Source organism: Massilia sp. R2A-15, assembly GCF_030704305.1.
GTDB lineage: Bacteria > Pseudomonadota > Gammaproteobacteria > Burkholderiales > Burkholderiaceae_D > JAFCUW01.
In genome coordinates this window covers 3358243-3378240 of sequence record NZ_CP131935.1, presented here as the reverse complement: position 1 = coordinate 3378240, position 19998 = coordinate 3358243, and the positions used below count along the sequence as shown (strand labels likewise).

Annotated in this window: 18 protein-coding genes; 5 read left to right on the top strand and 13 right to left on the bottom strand. The window is 65.0% G+C overall.

Annotation, left to right across the window (positions count from 1 at the left end; all coding sequences use genetic code 11):
* Window positions 1-19: 19 nt before the first annotated feature.
* From Q4S45_RS15500 to Q4S45_RS15480, 5 genes are all read left to right on the top strand, one after another.
* Complete coding sequence (locus Q4S45_RS15500; protein ID WP_305505732.1) at window positions 20-1483, top strand: efflux transporter outer membrane subunit; 1464 nt, start codon at window positions 20-22, stop codon at window positions 1481-1483.
* Window positions 1484-1866: 383 nt separating this feature from the next.
* The gene (locus tag Q4S45_RS15495; protein ID WP_305505730.1) at window positions 1867-3609 is read left to right on the top strand and encodes a hypothetical protein; all 1743 of its coding nucleotides are present in this window, start codon (window positions 1867-1869) and stop codon (window positions 3607-3609) included.
* Between the two features lie 149 nt (window positions 3610-3758).
* Window positions 3759-4460 carry a hypothetical protein gene (locus Q4S45_RS15490; RefSeq protein ID WP_305505728.1) on the top strand — a complete coding sequence of 234 codons (702 nt, stop codon included), beginning with the start codon at window positions 3759-3761 and terminating at the stop codon, window positions 4458-4460.
* A 132-nt stretch (window positions 4461-4592) separates the two neighbouring features.
* On the top strand, window positions 4593-5678 hold the full coding sequence (locus tag Q4S45_RS15485; RefSeq protein WP_305505726.1) for a BON domain-containing protein: 1086 nt from the start codon (window positions 4593-4595) through the stop codon (window positions 5676-5678).
* Between the two features lie 145 nt (window positions 5679-5823).
* Window positions 5824-6666, top strand: a complete 843-nt coding sequence (locus tag Q4S45_RS15480; protein WP_305505724.1) for an HDOD domain-containing protein — start codon at window positions 5824-5826, stop codon at window positions 6664-6666.
* A 120-nt stretch (window positions 6667-6786) separates the two neighbouring features.
* Here Q4S45_RS15480 and Q4S45_RS15475 read toward each other — a convergent pair whose 3' ends face one another.
* The 13 genes from Q4S45_RS15475 to Q4S45_RS15415 all read right to left on the bottom strand — a co-directional run bounded on the left by Q4S45_RS15475 (window position 6787) and on the right by Q4S45_RS15415 (window position 19992).
* The gene (locus tag Q4S45_RS15475; protein WP_305505722.1) at window positions 6787-10014 is read right to left on the bottom strand and encodes a PAS domain S-box protein; all 3228 of its coding nucleotides are present in this window, start codon (window positions 10012-10014) and stop codon (window positions 6787-6789) included.
* A 116-nt stretch (window positions 10015-10130) separates the two neighbouring features.
* Complete coding sequence (locus Q4S45_RS15470) at window positions 10131-10406, bottom strand: type II toxin-antitoxin system RelE/ParE family toxin (protein WP_305505720.1); 276 nt, start codon at window positions 10404-10406, stop codon at window positions 10131-10133.
* Window positions 10381-10584 carry a stability determinant gene (locus Q4S45_RS15465; protein ID WP_305505718.1) on the bottom strand — a complete coding sequence of 68 codons (204 nt, stop codon included), beginning with the start codon at window positions 10582-10584 and terminating at the stop codon, window positions 10381-10383. The genes Q4S45_RS15470 and Q4S45_RS15465 overlap by 26 nt, the downstream gene beginning before the upstream one ends.
* An 80-nt stretch (window positions 10585-10664) precedes the next feature.
* Window positions 10665-11885 carry an ABC transporter permease gene (locus tag Q4S45_RS15460; RefSeq protein ID WP_305505716.1) on the bottom strand — a complete coding sequence of 407 codons (1221 nt, stop codon included), beginning with the start codon at window positions 11883-11885 and terminating at the stop codon, window positions 10665-10667.
* Between the two features lies 1 nt (window position 11886).
* Window positions 11887-12573, bottom strand: a complete 687-nt coding sequence (locus tag Q4S45_RS15455; protein ID WP_305505713.1) for an ABC transporter ATP-binding protein — start codon at window positions 12571-12573, stop codon at window positions 11887-11889.
* Entirely contained in the window at window positions 12570-13784 is a 1215-nt protein-coding gene (locus Q4S45_RS15450; protein ID WP_305505711.1) for an efflux RND transporter periplasmic adaptor subunit, read from the bottom strand. The genes Q4S45_RS15455 and Q4S45_RS15450 overlap by 4 nt, the downstream gene beginning before the upstream one ends.
* 111 nt (window positions 13785-13895) lie before the next feature.
* Window positions 13896-14582, bottom strand: a complete 687-nt coding sequence (locus Q4S45_RS15445; protein ID WP_305505709.1) for a YIP1 family protein — start codon at window positions 14580-14582, stop codon at window positions 13896-13898.
* Window positions 14583-14619: 37 nt separating this feature from the next.
* Entirely contained in the window at window positions 14620-14874 is a 255-nt protein-coding gene (locus Q4S45_RS15440; protein ID WP_305505707.1) for a hypothetical protein, read from the bottom strand.
* 103 nt (window positions 14875-14977) lie between these two features.
* On the bottom strand, window positions 14978-15331 hold the full coding sequence (locus Q4S45_RS15435) for a hypothetical protein (protein WP_305505705.1): 354 nt from the start codon (window positions 15329-15331) through the stop codon (window positions 14978-14980).
* A 41-nt stretch (window positions 15332-15372) separates the two neighbouring features.
* On the bottom strand, window positions 15373-16290 hold the full coding sequence (locus tag Q4S45_RS15430; protein ID WP_305505702.1) for a hypothetical protein: 918 nt from the start codon (window positions 16288-16290) through the stop codon (window positions 15373-15375).
* Window positions 16287-17885 (bottom strand): nitroreductase family protein, encoded by a 1599-nt coding sequence (locus Q4S45_RS15425; RefSeq protein ID WP_305505700.1) that lies wholly within the window; start codon window positions 17883-17885, stop codon window positions 16287-16289. The genes Q4S45_RS15430 and Q4S45_RS15425 overlap by 4 nt, the downstream gene beginning before the upstream one ends.
* A 186-nt stretch (window positions 17886-18071) precedes the next feature.
* A complete protein-coding gene (locus Q4S45_RS15420) occupies window positions 18072-18671 on the bottom strand; it encodes a hypothetical protein (protein WP_305505699.1) in 600 nt (199 codons plus the stop codon).
* Between the two features lie 16 nt (window positions 18672-18687).
* Window positions 18688-19992 (bottom strand): YcaO-like family protein, encoded by a 1305-nt coding sequence (locus Q4S45_RS15415; protein ID WP_305505697.1) that lies wholly within the window; start codon window positions 19990-19992, stop codon window positions 18688-18690.
* Window positions 19993-19998: the final 6 nt, after the last annotated feature.

The following is a 19998-nucleotide window of genomic DNA, read 5'->3' as shown; positions in this document are numbered from 1 at the left end:
CAAGAAGATGAGAATCGCTATGACCACACTGTTTGTCCGCAGCGCGCTGGCGCTGTCGTTTGCCGCCGCAATGAGCGGCTGTGCCACCGTCGGCTCGAATTTCTCGGCGCCGGCCACACCCCAGGGAGCAGCCTGGCGCCACGCCGATGCCGCGCAGATCGACAGCGCGCGCCTGCCGGCGGAGTGGTGGACCGTGTTCAACGATCCGGCCCTGAACGCGCTCGAACAGCGCGCGGTGCGCGACAACCCGGGCGTGAAGGCGAGCGCACAGCGCCTGCTGCAGGCCCAGGCGCAGCTCGGCGTGTTCCGCGCGGCCCAGGCGCCGACCGTCAGCGTCGGCGCGCAGGTATCCAATTCGCGCAGCTCGGCCGAAACGTCGCAGGGATTGGCGCTCGGCCACCGTTCGATCAAGGGCAATAACTACGCGATCGGCGCTTCGTTATCGTACGAGCTCGATCTGTGGGGCCGCGTGCGGCGCGTGGTCGAAGCGGCCGATGCGCAGGCGCTGGCCGCCCAGGACGACCGCGACGGCGTGATCCTGCTGCTGTCCGCGCAGGTCGCCACCAACTACTGGCAGCTGCGCGGCCTGGACGCAGAAATGGCGATCCTCAAGAGTGCGCTGGACACCCGGCGCGAGTCCGAGCAGCTGGTCGAGGCGCGCTTCAACGGCGGGCTGTCGAATGAGCTGGACCTGTCGCGCGCGCGCGTCGAGCGGGCCAACGCCGAAGCCGACCTGCATGAAGTCCAACGCCAGCGCAACCTGCTCGAACACAGCCTGGCGACGCTGGCGGGCGTGTCGCCGTCGGCGCCGCTGATCGCGTCGCTGGGCAACGCGGAGCTGCCGCAGCCGCCGGCCATTCCGGTCGGCCTGCCGGCCAGCCTGCTGGCGCAGCGTCCCGACCTGGCGGCCAGCGTGGCACAGCTGCGCGCGGCCAACGCGCAAGTCGGCGTGGCCGAAGGCGCGTTCTATCCGTCGCTCAGCCTGACCGGGAACTTTGGCTATGCGTCCGAGAGCCTGCGCAACCTGGCTGACGGCAGCGCGCGCCAGTTCTCGGTGGGTCCGCTGGCGCTCTCGCTGCCGATTTTCGACGGCGGCAAGAACAAGGCCAACCTGGCGGTGGCGAAGGCGCGCTACGAAGAAGCGGTGGCGAACCACGAAACGCGTCTGCTGACGGCGCTGCGTGAAGTCGAGGATGCGCTGTCGGATGTGCAGGAACGCCAGATGCAGGGCGACGCGCAGGCGCAGGCGCGCCAGGCGGCGGCGCGCGCGTACGTGGTTGCGCAGGCGCGCTACGACCGAGGCGTGTCGAACTTTCTGGATGTGACGGACGCGCAGCGCAGTTCGCTGGCTGCGGACCGTGCGGCGGTGCAGATCCGCACGCAGCGTCTGCTGGCCGCCGTGGCGGTGGCGCGTTCGCTCGGCGCGGGATGGACGCAGGGTGCGCCGCTGGCGACGATTGCGCAGGCGCCGGCCGCCAAGTAACCCGCCTGTCGTACCTGCGCAGGCAGGTACCCATGCTGAATCGGGTTCCACCATCAACGCTCGCTCAGTATGGGTACCTGCCTTCGCAGGTACGACGGACTTTGAGCTAACGGTCTTTGAGCTAACGGTCTTTGAGCTAACGGTCTTTGAGCTAACGCTCTTTGAGCTAACGGCCTTTGAGCTATCGGTCTTTGAGCTAACGCTCTTTAAGCCAGCGGTCTTTGAGCTAACGGTCTTTGAGCTAACGGTCTTTGAGCCAACGCTCTTTGAGCCAGCGGTCTTTGAGCTTACGGTCTTTGAGCCAGCGGACTTTGAGCTGGCGGTTTTTTGGGCCCGGGTAGGATTACAATGCGTTCGTTGTTATCCAAACATCCAAGGGACCCATGAAGAATATCCTCGCTCCTGTCATCCTGATGGTCGCCGCCGGCGCTGCCGGCGCGGCCGATTCCTCCAAGCCAGCCACCGCTCCAACCGTCGCCACCGCCGCGCAGCTCGACGCAATGGCGAAGCGCTTCGCGCCGGTCGACCTGACCGCCGATACTTCCAAGCTCTCCGCCGGCGACAAGGCCGCCATCGCCAAGCTGGTCGAAGCCGCCAAGATCGTCGACACGCTGCAGCTGCGCCAGCGCTGGGCCGGCAACGAGGCGCTGTGGGCCGCGCTGAACAAGGACCACTCCGCGCTGGGCAAGGCGCGCCAGCGCTATTTCTGGGTCAACAAGGGCCCGTGGTCGATCATCGACGAGAACCTGTCGTTCATGCCGGCCGACTACGCCGGCATCCAGATCCCCGCCAAGAAGCCTGATGGCGCGAATTTCTATCCGGCCGGCGCCACCAAGGAGTCGCTCGAAGCCTGGATGAACGCGCTGCCCGCGAAAGACAAGGAGCAGGCGCAGTGGTTCTACACGGTGATCCGCAAGGGCGACGACGGCAAGTACAAGACGGTGAAGTATTCCGACGAGTACAAACCGGAACTGGAGAAGCTGTCCAAGCTGCTGAAAGACGCGGCGGCATCGACCGACAACGCCTCGCTCAAGAAATTCCTGAACCTGCGCGCCGACGCCTTCCTGTCGAACGACTACCTGGCCTCCGACTTCGCGTGGATGGACCTCGATTCGCCGGTCGATGTGACGATCGGGCCTTACGAGACCTACAACGACGAGCTGTTCGGCTACAAGGCGGCGTTCGAGGCCTACGTGAATGTGCGCGACCAGAAGGAGACCCAGAAGCTGGACTTCTTCGGCAAGCATATGCAGGAGCTGGAAGACAATCTGCCGCTCGACAAGCAGTACCGCAATCCGAAGGTCGGGGCGCTGGCGCCGATGGTGGTGGTGAACCAGGTGTACGGCGCCGGCGACGGCAACATGGGCATCCAGACCGCGGCCTACAACCTGCCCAACGACGAGCGCATCATCAGCCAGCGCGGCTCGAAGCGCGTGATGCTCAAGAACGTGCAGCAGGCGAAATTCAAGTCGACCTTGCAGCCGATCGCGAAACTCGTGCTGCGTCCGGAAGCGCAGAAGGACCTCGATTTCGACTCCTTCTTCACGCACATCCTGGCCCATGAAATCACGCACGGGCTGGGACCGCACATGACCAAGACCGGCGGCAAGGCGTCCACGCCGCGCCAGGACCTGAAGGATACCTATTCGACCATCGAGGAGGCGAAGGCTGACGTGACCGGCCTGTGGGCGCTGCAGTACATGATGGAGAAGGGCCAGCTGAAGGACGCGCTGGGACAGGGCGAGGCGGCCGAGCGCAAGCTGTACAACACCTTCCTCGCGTCGGGCTTTCGCACGCTGCACTTCGGCCTGACCGACTCGCATGCGCGCGGCATGGCGATCCAGATGAACTACATCCTCGACAAGGGCGGCTTCGTGTCGCATGGCGACGGCACCTTCTCGGTCGATTTCAAGAAGATCAAGCAGGCGGTGATGGACCTGGACCGCGAGTTCCTCACCATCGAGGCGACCGGCGACTACGCCCGCGCCAAGGCGCTGATGACGAAGTACGTGGTGATTCGTCCGGACGTGCAGAAGGCGCTCGACAAGATGAAGCAGTCGGTGCCGAACGATATCCGGCCGGCGTTCACGACCGCCGACGCGCTGCTGGCGAAGCCGGCGAAGTAGCAAACCTGGGTCTGACCCCGCGCGGTCAGACCCTTTGCACTCCGCTCAGTTGCATTTCTCTTCACACAGAAAAACAAATCCGCAAAAGTGGTTCAGTCCCCTAAATAAGTGCCGATAGGCATTTTATGGACTTAGGGAGGAACCACTCCATGCTCAAGCAAATTCTGTTGTCGTCGCTGTGCCTCATGTTCACCTCCGCCCCGGCGCTCGCCGAGGCGACTCTCACCGCCGCCGAGACGCGCTGGCTCGCCGCGGCCGGCCCCGTGCTGGCATATTCGCAACGCGTCAATCTTCCCATCGACATCATCGTCCAGCCCAAGGCCGGCGCGGGCGACGTGCCGATGGCGATGGGCTTCGAAGGCAAGCGCTGCAAGCTGGTGCTGTCGATGCGTGGCAATCCGGACGCCGAAACGATCCTGGAAAAGGTGCCGGAATCGCAGCGCGGCGTGCTGATCGAGGCGATGGCCGCACACGAAATCGGCCACTGCTGGCGCTACGTGCAGGGCGTCTGGCATGCGCTGCCGGCCGGCTTCGTGGAAACCGGGGAAGAGCGCGCCGATGACGCGGGCCTGCTGGCCGAAGCGAAGGCGCAGCGCGAGAGCCGGCGCGAAGAAGGCTTCGCCGACCTGGTGGCGCTGGCCTGGATATCGCGCAGCCACCCCGCCGGCTATGGCGCCGTGTTCGACTGGATCAAAGCCGTGCGCAGTGCCGGCACCCCCGTGGCCCGCAGCGCCCACGACACCCTGGCGTGGGTGCAGCTGGCGCGCGATCCGGCCGCCCTCGCGCAGGGCGAAACGCCCTTCGACGGCGCCGTTCCGCTCTGGCGCGAAGGGTTGCTGCGCGCGGATTGATATTTCCTCGGAGGAATGGATTGGTGGTGATAATGTGGTTTCTTCGATAAGTGTACGGTGACGCACAGATTGGGTTTGTTGTTACAGCGTTAAATATGGCTACTTACAACAATCACCCCAAGGGACCTCACCATGAAGACCACGCTCATCGCCACTTTGCTCGCCACCGCCGTCAGCTCGAGCTTCGCCGCAGCACCGACCGCCAACCTCAATCACGACCCTGCCACCTACCGTAACGTGACCCAGAAGGCCGCCGCCGACTACAAGATGGCCGCGGCCAAGTGCACAGGCATGAGTGGCAGCGCCAAGTCGATCTGCATGGAAGAGGCGAAGGTCGTGCGCGCGCACGCCGAAGCCGACGCCATCGCCCAGTACAACAACACCACCGCCGGTCGCGCCAAGGCGCGCATTGCGCTGGCCGATGCCGACTTCTCGCTGGCCAAGGCCAAGTGCGCCGACATGACCGGCGCCGACAAGGACAGCTGCATGGCGACCGCCACGTCGGTCCATACGGCCGCCGTTGCCGACGCCCGCGCTGACCGCGCCGCCACCAGCGCCGCGGTCGACACCGGCCCGGTGACCACCACGGCCGCCGCTTCGCGCGACGCCACCAAGGCTGCCGCCATCGACAAGTGCGCGCAGATCGCCGGCGGCTCGAAGACCGGCTGCCTGATCGACAACCGCACCGGCGCCACCACCGTTATCGGCGCCACCACCCCTGCCACGACGACGACCACGACCACGGTCGCTCCGGCCGGCGCCGTTGTCGCTGACCGCACGGCCGTCGCGGTGGACAACGCTGCCGCCAACACCCGCAACGCTGCAGCGGTTGCCGCCGACAAGACGCGCGACGTTGCCGCAACCGCCGTCGAGAAGACCAAGGAAGTCGCCGCCAACGTCGCCGACAAGACCCGCAATGCCGCCGCTGTCGTCGCCGGCAGGACCGAGGTCGCCGCCGACAAGGCAGAGGTCAAGAGCGACGTCGCCGCGCGCAAATCGGGCGTTGCCGTCGCCGATTCGGTGATCACCACCAAGGTCAAGGCCGACATCTTCAAAGAGCCTGAGCTGAAGTCGATGGCCATCCACGTCGAGACCGAAAAAGGCGTGGTCATGCTGAGCGGCTTCGTCGACACCAAGGCCGATGCCGACAAGGCGGTGCGCCTGGCCAAGAGCGTTGAAGGCGTCACCAGCGTGAAGAGCGCCATCAAGGTCAAGTAATAATTAGGTTGTCGTACCTGCGTAGGCAGGTACCCATACTGAGCGCGCTTCAACTCGTTTGCAAATTCAGCATGGGTACCTGCCTTCGCAGGTACGACGGCTTTAAATGGACCTCGCCAGGTCAGACCCTAGTATAATTTTTCGGGTGAACAGACTCGAAACCTTTGGACTCATCGCCGCCCAGGCCGAGCGCGGCGAAATCATCTTCCCGACCAGCGTGAATGCGGCCTTGCGCCTGCAGCTCGCGCTGGACGATCCCGACTGTCATATCGAGGACGCGATCAAGCTGGTGCTCGGCGAGCCGCAGCTGGCCGCGCGCACCGTGGCGCTGGCCAATTCGGCGGCCTTCAACCGCAATGGCGAGGCGACCGTCACCAACGTGCGCGCCGCGGTCATGCGGATCGGTTACCGCAGCTTGCAGACGCTGGTCGCCAGCCTGGTGGTCCGCCAGTTCGGCGCGCGCATCGTCGACCCGGAATTGCGCGCCAAGGCGGAGCAGTTGTGGGAACACACGGCGCACGTCGCCGCGCTCTCGCAAGTGCTGGCGCGCCGCGTCACCTTCATCAACCCCGACACTGCGCTGTTCGCTGCCATCGTCCATGAAGTCGGCGGCTTCTACCTGCTCTCGCGCGCGGACGAATTTCCCGGCCTGCTCGATGCCGATCCCGAAAACTGGATCGAGTTGTGCGAGGAGGTCGTCAGCCGCGAAGTGATGCGCAAGCTGGCCATCCCCGAACCGGTGATGGACGCGATCAAGGGGCTGCGCACCGGCCTGCTGAACATGCCTCCGAGTACCTTGCTTGACACCTTGCTGCTGGCGAACCAGCTTGCGCCGGTAGCGTCGCCGCTGGCGCTGCGCGCACCGGCGACGGCGACGCCGCACGAGGAGAGTGCGCTCGACTTCGTGATGGACCAGGGCACCCTTGACAGCATTCTGAAAGAATCGGCCGACGAAGTGCAGTCGATGAGCGCCGCGCTGCTGGTGTAAAAAGTAGGGACCCGGCGTCCCCGTCGCCCCGCAGGACCACACCCCGAAGAACTGGCGCCGCGGCACGAAGCCGGGGTCTGGTCCCGCGGACCTGACCCCATCTTGATCGGCGCCCCGGATTTAACGCAGCAGCACTTTTTGCAGCGCGACGCTCAGCGCATCCATGTCGAAGGGTTTGAGCAGGTGCACCGCATTCTTCACGTCGCTTTCGCTCGATCGCCCGGAAGCCAATACGATCCCCAGATCCGGCGCCAGCGACCTGGCGCGCTGCGCCAGCGCTTCGCCCGACATCCCCGGCAGCGTAAGGTCGGTGATTAGCACATCGGCCGAACGCAGTGCCGGCAGCGCGAGCGCGCTCTCCGCATCCCCCGCCTGCGAAACCGAATGGCCGAAGTGTTCCAGGATTTCGGTGGTGATGGTGCGCAGCGCTTCGTCGTCTTCGACCAGCACGATCTTCAGCGCCGATCCCGCCGGTGTTCTCGGCGCTGCGGCGTCGAGCGCGCGCGCCGCCGTCTCCGCTTCCACGCGCTGCTTCTGGTTGGCCAGCACATGGCGAATCTTCTGCGCCAGCGCCGCGCGCGTGTAAGGCTTGCCGAGCAGTTCGACGCCGGCGTCGAGCCGGCCGCCATGCACGATCGCGTTTTCGGTGTAGCCCGAGGTGAACAGCACCGCCAGCTGCGGCAGCAGTTCGCGCGCCTTGCGCGCCAGCTCCGGGCTGCGCAGGGGGCCGGGCATCACCACATCGGTGAACAGCAGGTCGATCGGCATGCCGCTCGAGATGATCGCCAGCGCACTGGCGGCGTCATTCGCCTTCAGCACGCGGTAGCCCATCTCGCCGAGCAGTTCGACCACGGTCTCGCGCACATCGTCGTCATCCTCGGCGACCAGGATGGTCTCGCTGCCGCCGGTGATCGGCCGCACGGTCGCCAGCGCGGTCGCGTCTTCCGCCTCGTGCGAGCGGGGCAGGTAAAGTTTCACCGAGGTGCCGCTGCCGACTTCACTGTAAATCTTGATATGGCCGCCCGACTGCTTGACGAAGCCGTACACCATCGACAGGCCAAGGCCGGTGCCCTTGCCCTCCGGCTTGGTGGAGAAGAATGGCTCGCACGCCTGCTGCAGCACTTCGGGCGTCATGCCGCTGCCGGTATCGCTCACGGCGATCATCACGTATTGGCCGGGAACGACATCGACATGGTTGCTCGCGTAGGCATCGTCGAGGGTGGCGTTGCAGACCTCGATCGTCAGGCGGCCCACGCCGCCCATGGCGTCGCGCGCGTTGATGCACAGGTTCAGCACGGCGTTTTCCACTTGCGCGGTATCGGCCAGCACGTTCCACAAGCCGGCCGAGATGACCGTCTCGAGTTCGATTTCCTCGCCGATGGTCCGGTGCAGCATGTCGTCCATGCCGGCCACGTAGCGGCTGATCTTGACCACCCGTGGCTCGAGCGCCTGGCGCCGGCCGAAGGCGAGCAGCTGGCTGGCCAGCTTGGCGCCGCGCATGACGCCGCCGATCGCGTTTTCGACACGGCGCAAGGCGCGCGGATTGCTCTCGACATCCGACAGCAGCAGCTGCAGGTTGCCGGAAATGACCTGCAGCAGATTGTTGAAGTCGTGCGCCACGCCGCCGGTCAGCTTGCCGATGGTCTCCATCTTCTGCGACTGCTGCAGCGCGTGCTCGGTGCGCCGCATCGCTTCAGCCGCTTCGCGTTCGCTGGTCACGTCGCGCCCGACCGCGTGGATGAAGCCTTCGTCGGGCGAAGCGGACCACGCCAGGATGCGGTAGCTGCCGTCATGGTGGCGATAGCGGTTCTCGAACTTGAAGGTGTTCTTGCCTTCGCCCAGCGTCGCCACTTCGGCCAGCGTGGCCTGCACATCGTCCGGGTGAACCAGGTCGATGAATGAGGTGCCCACCACCTCCGACTCGCGCCAGCCGAGCAGGGTGGTGAAGGCCGGATTGACAGCGGTGATGTTCGCGTCCAAGTCGGCCACGAGCATCAGGTCGCTCGACAACAGCCACATGCGATCGCGCTCGGCGGTGCGCCGGCTGACCTCGAGCGCGAGGATCGCGTTCATGTTCGACATGACCTTGGCCGCCAGCTTCTGGTCTTCGATGTCGGTATTGGTGCCGACCCAGCGCTGCACTGCGCCGTGTTCGTCCTTGATCGGCAGGGCGCGCGCGATGTGCCAGCGGTAGGCGCCGTCGGCGCGCCTGAGGCGGAACTCCATTTCGTAGCCGTCGCCCGACTTGTTCGCCGCTTCCCAGGCCTGTGCGGCGGCGCCGATGTCTTCTTCGTGGACCATCGAAGCCCAGCCGCCGTGATCGAGATCGCCCGGAGTCGCGCCGGAGTAGGCATACACGCGCTCGTTGAACCAGTCGAGCACCCCGTCGGCGGCGGAGGCCCACACCTGGTTCGGCAAGGCCTGCGCCAAAGTGCGGAAGGTGTTGTCGCTCTCGCGCGCGGCCAGTTCGGCCAGCACGCGGTCGGTGACGTCCGAGCCCTGCACGAAGATGCCGAAGATTTCGTTGTTGTCGTTGCGTACCGGCTGATAGACGAAGTCGAGATAGCGTTCGCGCGCCGGCGATGTATCGGTCGCCTCGGCCTTGAACAGGATTGCATTGCCGCTGAATGTCTCGCCGGAGCGGTACAGGTCGTCGAGCAGTCCGACGAAGCCTTGAGCGGCCGCCTCGGGCAAGCCCTCGGCAACCGTCTGGCCGATGATGTCGCGGTGGCCGATCAGTTCGAAGTAGGCTTCATTGGCCAGCGTGAAAATGTGCTGCGGGCCGGTGAGCAGGGTCATGAAGCCGGGCGCCTGCGCGAACATCGACTTCATGCGCGCGGTTTCGCCAGCGAGGTAGCGCTCGGCGCGCACTTTCGACGTGGTTTCCGCGACGATGCCGATTACGCCGATCGGCGTGCCGTCGTCGCCGAAGACCGGCGAGTAATCGAGGTTGAACCAGGCCTGCTGCGTGCTGCCGTTGCGGGTCAGCGCGAACTCCTGGTCCGCGTACGAGAACGTCTTGCCGGCCAGGCCGGTAGCGACGACGTGCGCGTTGAATTCGGCCGCTTCGGGCCACACGTCCGTCACCTTCATGCCTAGCATGCGCGGATGCCTGTCGCCGGCGATTGCCGCGTAGGCGTCGTTATAGATCATCACGCCGTCCGCGCCGAACATGATCGCGATTCCCAGCGGAGAGCGCAGCGCGAACGCCACGATCGCACGCTGGCTTTGCGGCCAGCTGGCCATGTCGCCCAGCGATGTCGAGGACCAGTCGAAACGGGCGACGAGGTCCGCCAGGGTGTGCGGGAATGGAGAGTGGTCGATGAACGGAAGGTCGCTAGGTAGCATAGGTCAGGGTGGTCGCGCCGGCGACAGAGCAATGCGTGCCGGGAAGGCAAGGATTATACGTCAGGGAAATTCATCGGCGCGTTCTCCAGCGGCTTGCGGGGATGCAGCGTTCAAGATCAGGGGTACTGCTGGCGGGCATGTACTACTGCGGCTATTTCAATTGCAGTCGCGGTGACGCGATACACGACGATGTAATTGGGATGGGCAACGAGTTCGCGCGTTCCAGGGACTCGCCCCAGGCGATACAGGTATGGATGGTGCGGTAGTTGGGAAACAACACCCCGTATGTCTTCGAGCAGGTCGAGGGCGGATTGCAGATTGCGCTCCGCGATAAATTCGAGGATGGCCGCGAGATCGTTTTCAGCTTCAGGACGCCAGAGGATCGGAAGCATTGGCATTGCGCTTGGCTTCGATGATCTTCAACAGCTTTTCAATTACCTGATTGTGCGAAGTCGATGGACGCTGGTCGTCTAGCGACGCCTGGACTTTCGCGCGCAGCCAGATGTCGTACGCTTCGGCCTCTTCAACCGTGGCGAACTGGGACTCGATCGGGGACAGGTTGGTGCTCATGGTGCATCAATTATACAGCGGGCGGGGCGGGGCTGGCCTGGCGCTTGCGTTGCAAACGTGCGCCAGCCGCGCCGCGCCGTTCATTCGTAGCGTAGCGCGTCGATCGGATCGAGCCGGGCGGCCTGGCTTGCGGGCACGACGCCGAACACGACGCCGACGGTGCCCGAAAATAGCATCGCCAGCAAAACAGCCCACAACGGAACGAACGGCGGCGGGAAATCGGGAATCACGCTGGCGACGGCAAACGCCAGCGCGCAGCCCAGCGCCAGTCCCAGCACACCTCCGAGCACGGCAAGCGCGACCGCTTCGATCAGGAACTGCAGAAGGATGTCGCCGCTGCGCGCGCCGATGGCCTTGCAAATGCCGATTTCACGGGTGCGTTCCTTGACCGACACCAGCATGATATTCATGATGCCGATCCCGCCGACCAGCAGCGCGATGCCCACCACGCCGCCCATGACGAAGGTGACTGTATTGCTCAGCTTGTCGAACGTCCTGGCGATCTGGTCGGCCGATTCGATCACGAAATCGTCCTCGTCGCCGGCCTGCAGATGATGCACCTGGCGCATGACGCCGGCGATCTGGCGCCGGGTCTGGTCCAGCCGCGCAAGGTCGCGCACGGCCAGCGTGATCGCCAGCTGCGGACGGGTATTGTTGCCGATGATGCTGCGGCCCGTCTTGAACGGGATGATCAAATAATTGTCCTGCGACATTCCAAAGATTTCGCCGCGCTTTTCCATGACGCCGACAATCCGGAACCATTCGTTCGCGTAGAGAAGAAATTGACCGACCGGGTAGTCGGGCAGGTGCAGCTCTTCAATGAGCTTGGGGCCGATCACGGCGACCCGGCGCGCGCTGTTATTATCGGACTCGCTGATGAATCGACCCGCGGCCGGGTAGCGCAGGTTCACGTCCTGATAGCTGGCGGTGGTGGCGAACACCTGGGCCGTCGTCGAAACGCCCGCATGGCGCACCTCGGAAGGGGCGGGCGAGAAGACCGGGCCGAGTTCGCGGATGTCATCGACGCGCAGGCGCAACTGGTCCACGTCGTCGAAGCGCAGATAGTTCAACTTGCCGCGCATGACGTCCTTGAACTCGTTGCGCGCCCGGACGGTCACGCCATTGCCGCCCAGACCTTCGAGCTGCGCGCTCACGCTTTGCGACAGGCCCTGGATCAGCGAGGTCACCGCAATGACCGAGGCGACCGCGATGATGATCCCGAGCGAGGTGAGGAAACTGCGCACCCGGTGGGCGCGAATCGACGCCAGGGCCGAGCGCAGGCTTTCGATCAACAGCACCATGCTAGCTCTCCGGCGGGCGGCGGGTGTCCGACAGGAGCACGCCGTCGCGCAGGCATACCGTGCGCTGGCACTGCGCGGCGATGCCCGGCTCGTGGGTCACCATGACGACCGTCTGTCCCTGCCGATGCACTTCATGGATGAGGGAAAGGATGTCGCAACTGGTGGCCGAATCGAGATTGCCGGTCGGTTCGTCAGCGAGCAGAATCGACGGCTTTCCTACCAGCGCGCGGGCGATCGCCACGCGCTGGCGCTGCCCGCCGGACAGCTCGTTGGGCCGATGGTGCAGGCGCTCGCCGAGACCGACGCGCTCGAGCGCCTCCCGCGCCATGGCGGCGCGCGCCCGCGGCGGCACGCCGCGGTACACCAGCGGTTGCGCCACGTTGTCCAATGCGCTGGCGCGGGTCAGCAAATGAAAGCTCTGGAAGATGAAGCCGATCTCGCGGTTGCGGATTTGCGCCAGTCCGTCGCCGTGGATGGCGGCCACGTCGCGGCCGTTGAGCCAGTATTGGCCCGCGCTCGGCCTGTCGAGGCAGCCGATGATGTTCATCAGCGTCGATTTCCCGGAACCGGAGGCGCCGGTAATGGCGATCAGCTCGTTGCGTTCGACCAGCAGGTCGATCTCCCTCAGCGCATGGACCGTCTGGTCGCCCATCGCGTAGTGCCTGGCGACTGCCTGAAAGCGGATCACGGCCGGCGCCCGGAAGCGAGCGCCACGTCGGCTCTTTGTGCGCTGACACGATCGCCTTCGTGCAGGTCGCGCAGCACGCGCGCTGGTCCCACGGCGATAATTTCACCGGCGCGCAGGCCGGTGACGACTTCCTGGTTGATATCGTCCGACACGCCCAGTTCGACCACCTTCTTTGTCGCCCTGCCGTCCGCGACCGCGAACACGTAGCTGACATTTTTGATGCGTTCCTTGCCGTCGCGGACCGCTTCGCTCAGGAGGGCCTGGATCGGGACGGCGGGCTTGGGCGCGATGGCCCCGACGACGATCTCCACGCGGCAGGTCATGCCCGAGCGCAGCGCCAGTCCCGGGTCGTCCAGCTGCAGCTTGACGACGTAGCTGTGCCCTTGGCTGGCCGGCGCACCCGGCGCCGCCGCCCTGGGCGCCATCGCCACGCTGACCACCTTGCCCGCCACCGGCTGGCCGGAGAAGGCGGCGGGATAAACCCGGGCCGTCTGCCCCATGCCGACGCGGGCGATATCGGCCTCGTCCACGTTCACCTCGGCCATCATGGAGCCGACGTCGGCAATCGTCATCAGCGACGAGCCGGCGATGCCGGTCGCGCTGGCGACCGCCGTCTCGCCGACCTTGATCGAGACGACGGTGACGGTGCCGTTGATGGGCGCGCGCACCTCGGTCTTGGCCAGCTGCTCCCTGGCCCGCGACAGCATCGCGCTGGCCTGCTCGCGCGTTTCGCGGCTGACACGCAGCTCGACCTTGGCAAGCGCGACTTGATGGGCGGCGCCGTCGAACCGCGATACGTCGATGAACTTGTCCTTGTACAGGCGTTGCGCGCGCTCGAGGTTGCGCCGCTGGTTGGCGAGGTTGATCTCGGCCCGCTCGATCGCAATGGCGGCGTTGCGGCAGCTTGCCTCCTGCTGCGCGACCTCGGTCAGATAACCGGTGGAGTCGAGCCGCATCAGCAGCTGGCCCTTGGTAACCTTGTCGCCTTCCCTGACGTTGACCTCGGCGATCTTGCCGATCACTTCGGGCGAGAGCTGCACCTCCTGGTGAAACACGAGGTTGCCGGTGGCCAGGATCGACGGACGGATTTCCAGGTTCTTCACCGTCATCAGTTCCGCCGCGCGCCCTGATTTGCCGCGACTGAACTTGAATGCAAGGGGAGCAGCAAGCACAGCGCCGATCAGGGTTGCCGCAATGAGTTTGCGCCGCATGGTTCTCCTCGCGAGAGATCGCATTCGAATTCGTGCGTCGATGGTAGCGGATTAATCGGGCTGATCTGATCGGTCACATCAACAAACCACATCAGCCCGACCGGCGCCGGTTCAAGCCATGCTGGCCGCCAGCCAAGCGCCGTATATCATCGCCATGGGAAGCAGGGCGACGAACAGGCACAGCCACCAGGAACGCCCGCTCCACTGTCGCAGCCCGTATCCGGCCAGGGCGACGCTCCACAGCGTCGTCAGGTTCAGGGCATCCATCAGCCCCTTGAACGGCGCTTCCGCATTCCCGTCGAAAAACAGGGAATTGATCGACAGGAGATTCATCTGTTCCGGTGAAATGCGGCCGTCGCTCATCAGCACAGCGCCCAGCATGACCGGGACCGACAAGATCCCCGGGAAGGCGGTCGATACCACGAAGCCGTACCATGCCGGGAAGCGCTCATCGATGCCCATCAGTTTGCCCACCAGGCTGTAGTAGGTCGCGGATATCAGGCACATCAGCGGAATGCCGATGAGTACACCGAGGCAGGCCATGCGTACCAAATTCCCCCTTTGCAGAAAATGCAGGGCTTGCGCGCGCTCGTTGCCGGTCCTGATATCGGGGTTACTACTGACCAGGAAGTTTTGCAGCCAGTCGAAGTCCACCACCTGATAGTAGTAGATCCAGATGGCCAGGTTCGACAGCACGAGCAGGCTGAGGCTGAACAGCCAGCGCGGCTTCTGTTCCAGTGCACTGAAGGTTCCCTGTGGATCGAGCAAGACGTTCCACGGAGCGAGGTTGCTGGTCATGGCCGCTCCAGTCGAGTGCGGGTGTCGCAGCGACGCGTCACCACGCGTCTTGTTCATGGTCGGAGTGCTTGCGTTGACGAAGCGCGCGCTGGGCGAGCCGGCCTATGCCGACCCCGACCAGGACGATCAGGAGCGCGCTGATGACAAATTTGTCGATGCCGATGCGCTTCCACGCACCAGTGGCGATCAGGGGTTTGAGCACGCCGATGTAAAAGCCGGCAACGATGCCGACAACCGAGCAGGCGGCGCCGACAATGGTGGAGATGATCGCCATCTTGCGGTTCGATTGCATGAATCCATCCTATGGTGAGGTTTTTGGTGGACGTCCGGCTGGAGTTCTGTCTGAAGCACCCGTCCCTTCAGACAGAACCGAAGCCCCGTTATTGCGTGGAGCTTCAGCCACCGGCAGATCCGAAGCAGCCGGCGGAACCGGCCGACCCGAGGCTGCCGGTGGCGCAGCCGAAGGTACCAAGGCAACCGAAGGTGCCGAAACAGTTGAATACTTCGGCGTTCAAGGTTTCCAGCCGCAGGTCGGCGGCATCGCCAGGGGCACTGAGGACGATGTCGAATTCCGACTGATTGGCTGTGTTAACGGTGTAAATGTGCATGATTGGTCTCCAAGTGATAGCAATGACGCGTGGTTGCGCCGGACTGTCCAAAGCGCTGGCGGCGAAGATCAGAATACCGGGAGCGCGTTTTTGGCGATTGCTACCAAAGACATCACGGATGTAATATAGATCAAGTTGCATGCATTTTATGCAAACTTGTTTCCTTTATAAAAAAATTGCAGCTAGAATCCCGCCGCCAGGTAATGTCCGGCCAGCCGCCCGCTCGTCATGACAAGACCGAGGCCGGCGGCAGTGCTGGCGATGACGTATCCGTGGCGTTGAAATGGCGTCAGCGCGGCCAGCGCCAGCAGCTGGTTTCCGTCCGTGCGGCGAACCGGCGCCATGTTCAGGGTCGCCAGGATGCCGGCGACGCACCAGGCGGCGGCCAGCGGAGCGGCCGGAATAGCGCCCGACAGAATGAGCGCCAGCGCCGCGCCCATGACGCTCATATCGAGCAGAGGGCCGCCGGCAAGGATGGCGGCGACGGCGCACGCACGTTCGAGGCCCGGCTGCGGCCCGGCCTCGAAGCGCGGCCGCCAGAAGCCATCGCGAAAGAAGACGATGCGCCCTTTCACGCCGGCAGCTACCGCCATGCCTGCGTGACTCAGCTCGTGAAGGCATGCATGCAAGGCGAACGCCAGCAAGGCGAGCAGTATCCACACCGGCCCGATGCCGGCGCCCAGCAGGTTTTCCCTGGCGCCTGCTTCCCCAAGCCGGGCGCCCAGGCCCGCCGATGCCGCCCACAGGTTCACCATCTGGCAAACCAGGAGCAGGCAAAGCCAGCTGCGCGCGGCGCCACGGTTAGGCGGCGCGGCCGCGGCGGTGATCGCCGCGATCGGTACCGGTTCGCGGCGCGGCAAACTGCGCTGTTCGATCAGACGCAGCTCGCTCAAGGTCAGCCACAGCGCATTGCAATGCGGCTCGCACAGGTAGTTCTGCTCCAGGTCCTGCTCGAGAATCCCGCCCGCCAGCGCGTCAAGCATCGGCGTGGCGCCCCTGCCGCACTCGAAGCGGCGGCCATCGCGCAGGCGCACCGCGATCGCGCCGTCGGGGAGCCTGAGCCACCTGCAGCTCGACGCGAGGCAGACCCAGGTGCTCACGTCGCGCTTTCCCGGCCAAAGACAAATGCAAACAGATTGAAATGCCGGGCAAACTGCGGCGGCAGTTGCGCCAGCAAATCGTCTTCTACCACGGCGCCGCAAGGACAGCCCGCCAGGCCGTTTTCCGCCAGCCTTAACCAAAGGCGGGCCACCCACTCTCCGGCCACCGACAGGCTGGCGTCGTGACCCTCAGGGCCGTGACGCTCCAGGATGCGGTGCAGCGGGGTGAGGAAGAATAGCTGAACCGGCGCCTCTGCCAGGCGGGTTTGCATGAACAGGCAGGTGTCATGATGCGCGTCGGCCAAGGGCAGGCGCAGCAGCGATGGCGCGGCGCCGGCGGTGAGCGCATGCAGGTGATAGCGCTGCCCCGACCTGGCGCGTATCACGACGGTCAGCTGCGCCAGCGCCTGCTCGCGCAAGCCCGGCGACAGAGCCGGCGTGGCCTCGCGCAGCAGGCTCACTACCATTTTCATCTGCACGTTGCTGGCATCGTAAAGGCGGCAAGCCTTGCGCGCGGCGACGCGCTGTTCCAGCTTGCGGCGCGCGCCGAGACAGGTTCCACCCAGGCGAGGACCCAGCCCCGCATCGCTCACCTGGCTGGTCCACATCACGCGGTAGTATTCCGTCCGCAGCGAAAGCACTTCATCGAGGACCGGTTCGATGGGCCCGTTTTCGTCCAGCGTCACGGCAAGGCCGCGCACTTCGGCGGCATTCTTGAAAAAGGCGAGCGCCACGCCGGCGTCGATACACGCCAGGTTCTCGCCGAACTCATGGTACTTGCGCGTGGTTTTTTCCCGGTTGCCGATGCAGACAACGTGGATGGAATCGGCAACCGCCGGCTCTTCGCGCGCGGCGCCGCTGTGCACCAGTTCCAGTTGATGCTTGAGCGGGATGTAGCGCAGGATGCTGGTCTGGCCGTTTCGTTTGACCAGAACCAGGCACTCGGGCGAGCCGAGGTTGCCGCCGGTCGGGCAGAGGCGCGAAGCGATATCCTTTTGGGTTGAGCGGTACCCGAAAGCGCATTCGAGCACCTCGAGCAGGACGGCGGTCCTGATGCCTGCCGCCGCGGTCCCGCCGTGCAACGCAGCCTGGCCGATCGCCACCGGTAATTCCTTCGCCACCGCCAGGTTCTCCGGTGCATAGTGTCCTTCGTGGGTCTTGGTGCCGACGCGGTTCAGGCTGGGGACAGCAATGCGCGCCTGGCGGGTCAACCGGTCACGGCACTCTGCGCCCAGCGTTGCCAGCAGCGGCTGGCCGCGCAGCAGCGGCAGGCGTTCCGTCCTGGGTTGGCCCTTCGCCATGCTGAAGCGCAGCAGGTTATGGTTCAGTTGCAGCGGCACCGTGCGCGCGTTCAGGAGCAGCAGCATCTGGACCGCCAGGTCCGCGAGCAGCCGACGGTTTGCCTCCGGCGCCGCTGGCGTGGCACCGCCCAGGCTGTGCCGGTAATCCTCGTAATGGCTGCCGCCCTGCGTGGCGAGCACGGGGCCGATGTCCAGCACCGCGCCGTGAAAGCGCACGGGGAGGACGATCTGCCCGCGTTCGAGCAGCACATCGATGTCGGCCGATTGGTCCGCGTCCTCCCGGATGCCGATCAATGCAAAAATTCCAGGCTGTCCGCAGCTGGCCTCCTGAACAATCAAGCCCTGCGGTCAGGGCGCCGATGGCCACAACCCGGGTGGCGCTGGCGGTGAGCCAGGTCACCTCCGGCAGCACCTTGGGAAAGCGCGGCACCGTCGCATCGATTTCGGGGTCGCCGGTAAATTTGATGCTGGCTGGGCGGGTCACGATGCGAGCTCCTTGCGAAAGCGAACGAAACGCCCGGCGTGGGCGATCGAGCCGCGCCTGCAGGCGCAGCCGTGCAGCGGAACCAGGCGCACGCTTTGGTGGTGGGTGTTGGCCAGGTCGACCAGGCTGCAATGGTGGGAGCTTGTCTGAAACTGGGCGCTGGCCATCTCCCGGGCGATGCGCACGGCCATCGGCGGGAAACCCAGATATTCGTGGCCGCTGGCAATGCCGGCAAGGCTGACGATGGCCTCCGTCGCCTCCACCGTGTAGGGGAAGGGCGGGTGCGAGGTGAAGCGGCGAAGAAAGCAGTCGCAGCAGGGCTGGCCGGCGCCGAATACCGGGCTGATGACGAGGAAGCGTTCGAACAGGAAGACGCCGCAGACGCGGGCCGAAGGGTAAAGCTCGCAGACGCGCTTCAAGAAATGCATGTCCGGCGAGCCCATCGCCACCAGCACCTCGGAGTCGCGCGACAGCGGCGCCTCGCCGGGCGGCCAGTGATCCGCCGCGCGCGCGTCGATGACATCCGATTCGCTGGCCAGCAGCTTATGAACGGCAGCGCCGAAACAACCATGATGAATCAGCAGCGAGGAACGCATGGGAACTCCCAGGACGTCAGGCAAACGGTTGGGGATCGGGATTGAGGAAATTGCGGATGTCGCCATCGCGGCCGAGCCACCGCTGGAATTCCTCCAGCCGCGCCGAACCGAGAAAGCGGGCCCGGTGCATGAAACTCATGGGCATCAGTTCCGGCAGGATCGCGCGGAAAGCGCGCAAGCCGACATCTTCCAATTCATCGCAGGTCAGTTCGGTCAGGTACAGGTTCTTGCCGGCCGCCGCCACCGTCGCGACCAGTGCGTCGAACCGCGCTTCGCTGTCCTCGGCCGGCAGGTCCGGCCCGGCCCACTCGCGCAGGTCCAGTTCGCCGCCGGCGTCGAGGAAACCAAACGCGCCGGCCATTTCCGGACGCATCATGTAGGTGGCGCCGTCGAGCAGCGTTTCGCAATACAGCTTGTCGGCCGGCGGGCGGTGATCGGTTTGCTCCAGCGCGTTGCTGATCATGACCAGTTCGCTGATGGCTTTTCGGACCGCGTTCAGCGGCGAGAAGTCGCAGGCGCAGGCGACGACGTTGGCGACCTTCTCGTGGGAGGGACGGAAGCGCCTGGCATAGACGATCGGGATGCCCAGGTCCGTCGTGGCTTCGTACAGGCGGATGTCCGTCGCCTGGACCATCTGCGCGATCACCGGCCCAAGGCGTTCCAGCACCGCTGCATCGAAGCGCAGCCGGCGCAGAGGGCGCTGCAGCAGCCAGTTGACGGCCAGGGCATCGCGCTCGATCACTTCCAGGATGGCGCCGGTCATCGCTTTATAGATATCGGTATGCACGGCTACGCCCGTCGATATCGGCAGCCAGAACCGTTCGCTGGTCCAGGCGCGCGGGTACAGTTGGCTCAGTACCACGGGAACAAGCACGGTGCGCCGGCGCTGCACGTCCAGCGCGCCGATCCATCGCATCGGCGCCGCGGGATCGAAGTCATGCAGCCACTGCGCCGGCAAGTTCTTCTCCTCCTCGGACAGCCGGGGCAGGCCGCGCCAGTCAAACACCTCATCGCCCAGCTCGTCGGCGCAGGCGATGCGATATTCACCAGGCAGGATGACCGAGGACGCATACCTTTCGGCCGCCTCGGCGATCGCTTTCAGCTTGACCAGTTCCGGTGACGTCTCGGAAGCCGCGCCGCACAGGTTGAAGTCCCAGACTTCGCGTCCGCTCCAGCTGCGCACGTAATTGAAATTGCGCGCGATATTGCCGGTCCTGCACTGCATCACGTGGAAACCCCGATCCAGGAAATGCAGCAGCGGCACTGGCTGGGGCAATCCGATTATGCCGAGAAAGCTGGTGCTCAAATCTTCGATGGACATGATCGA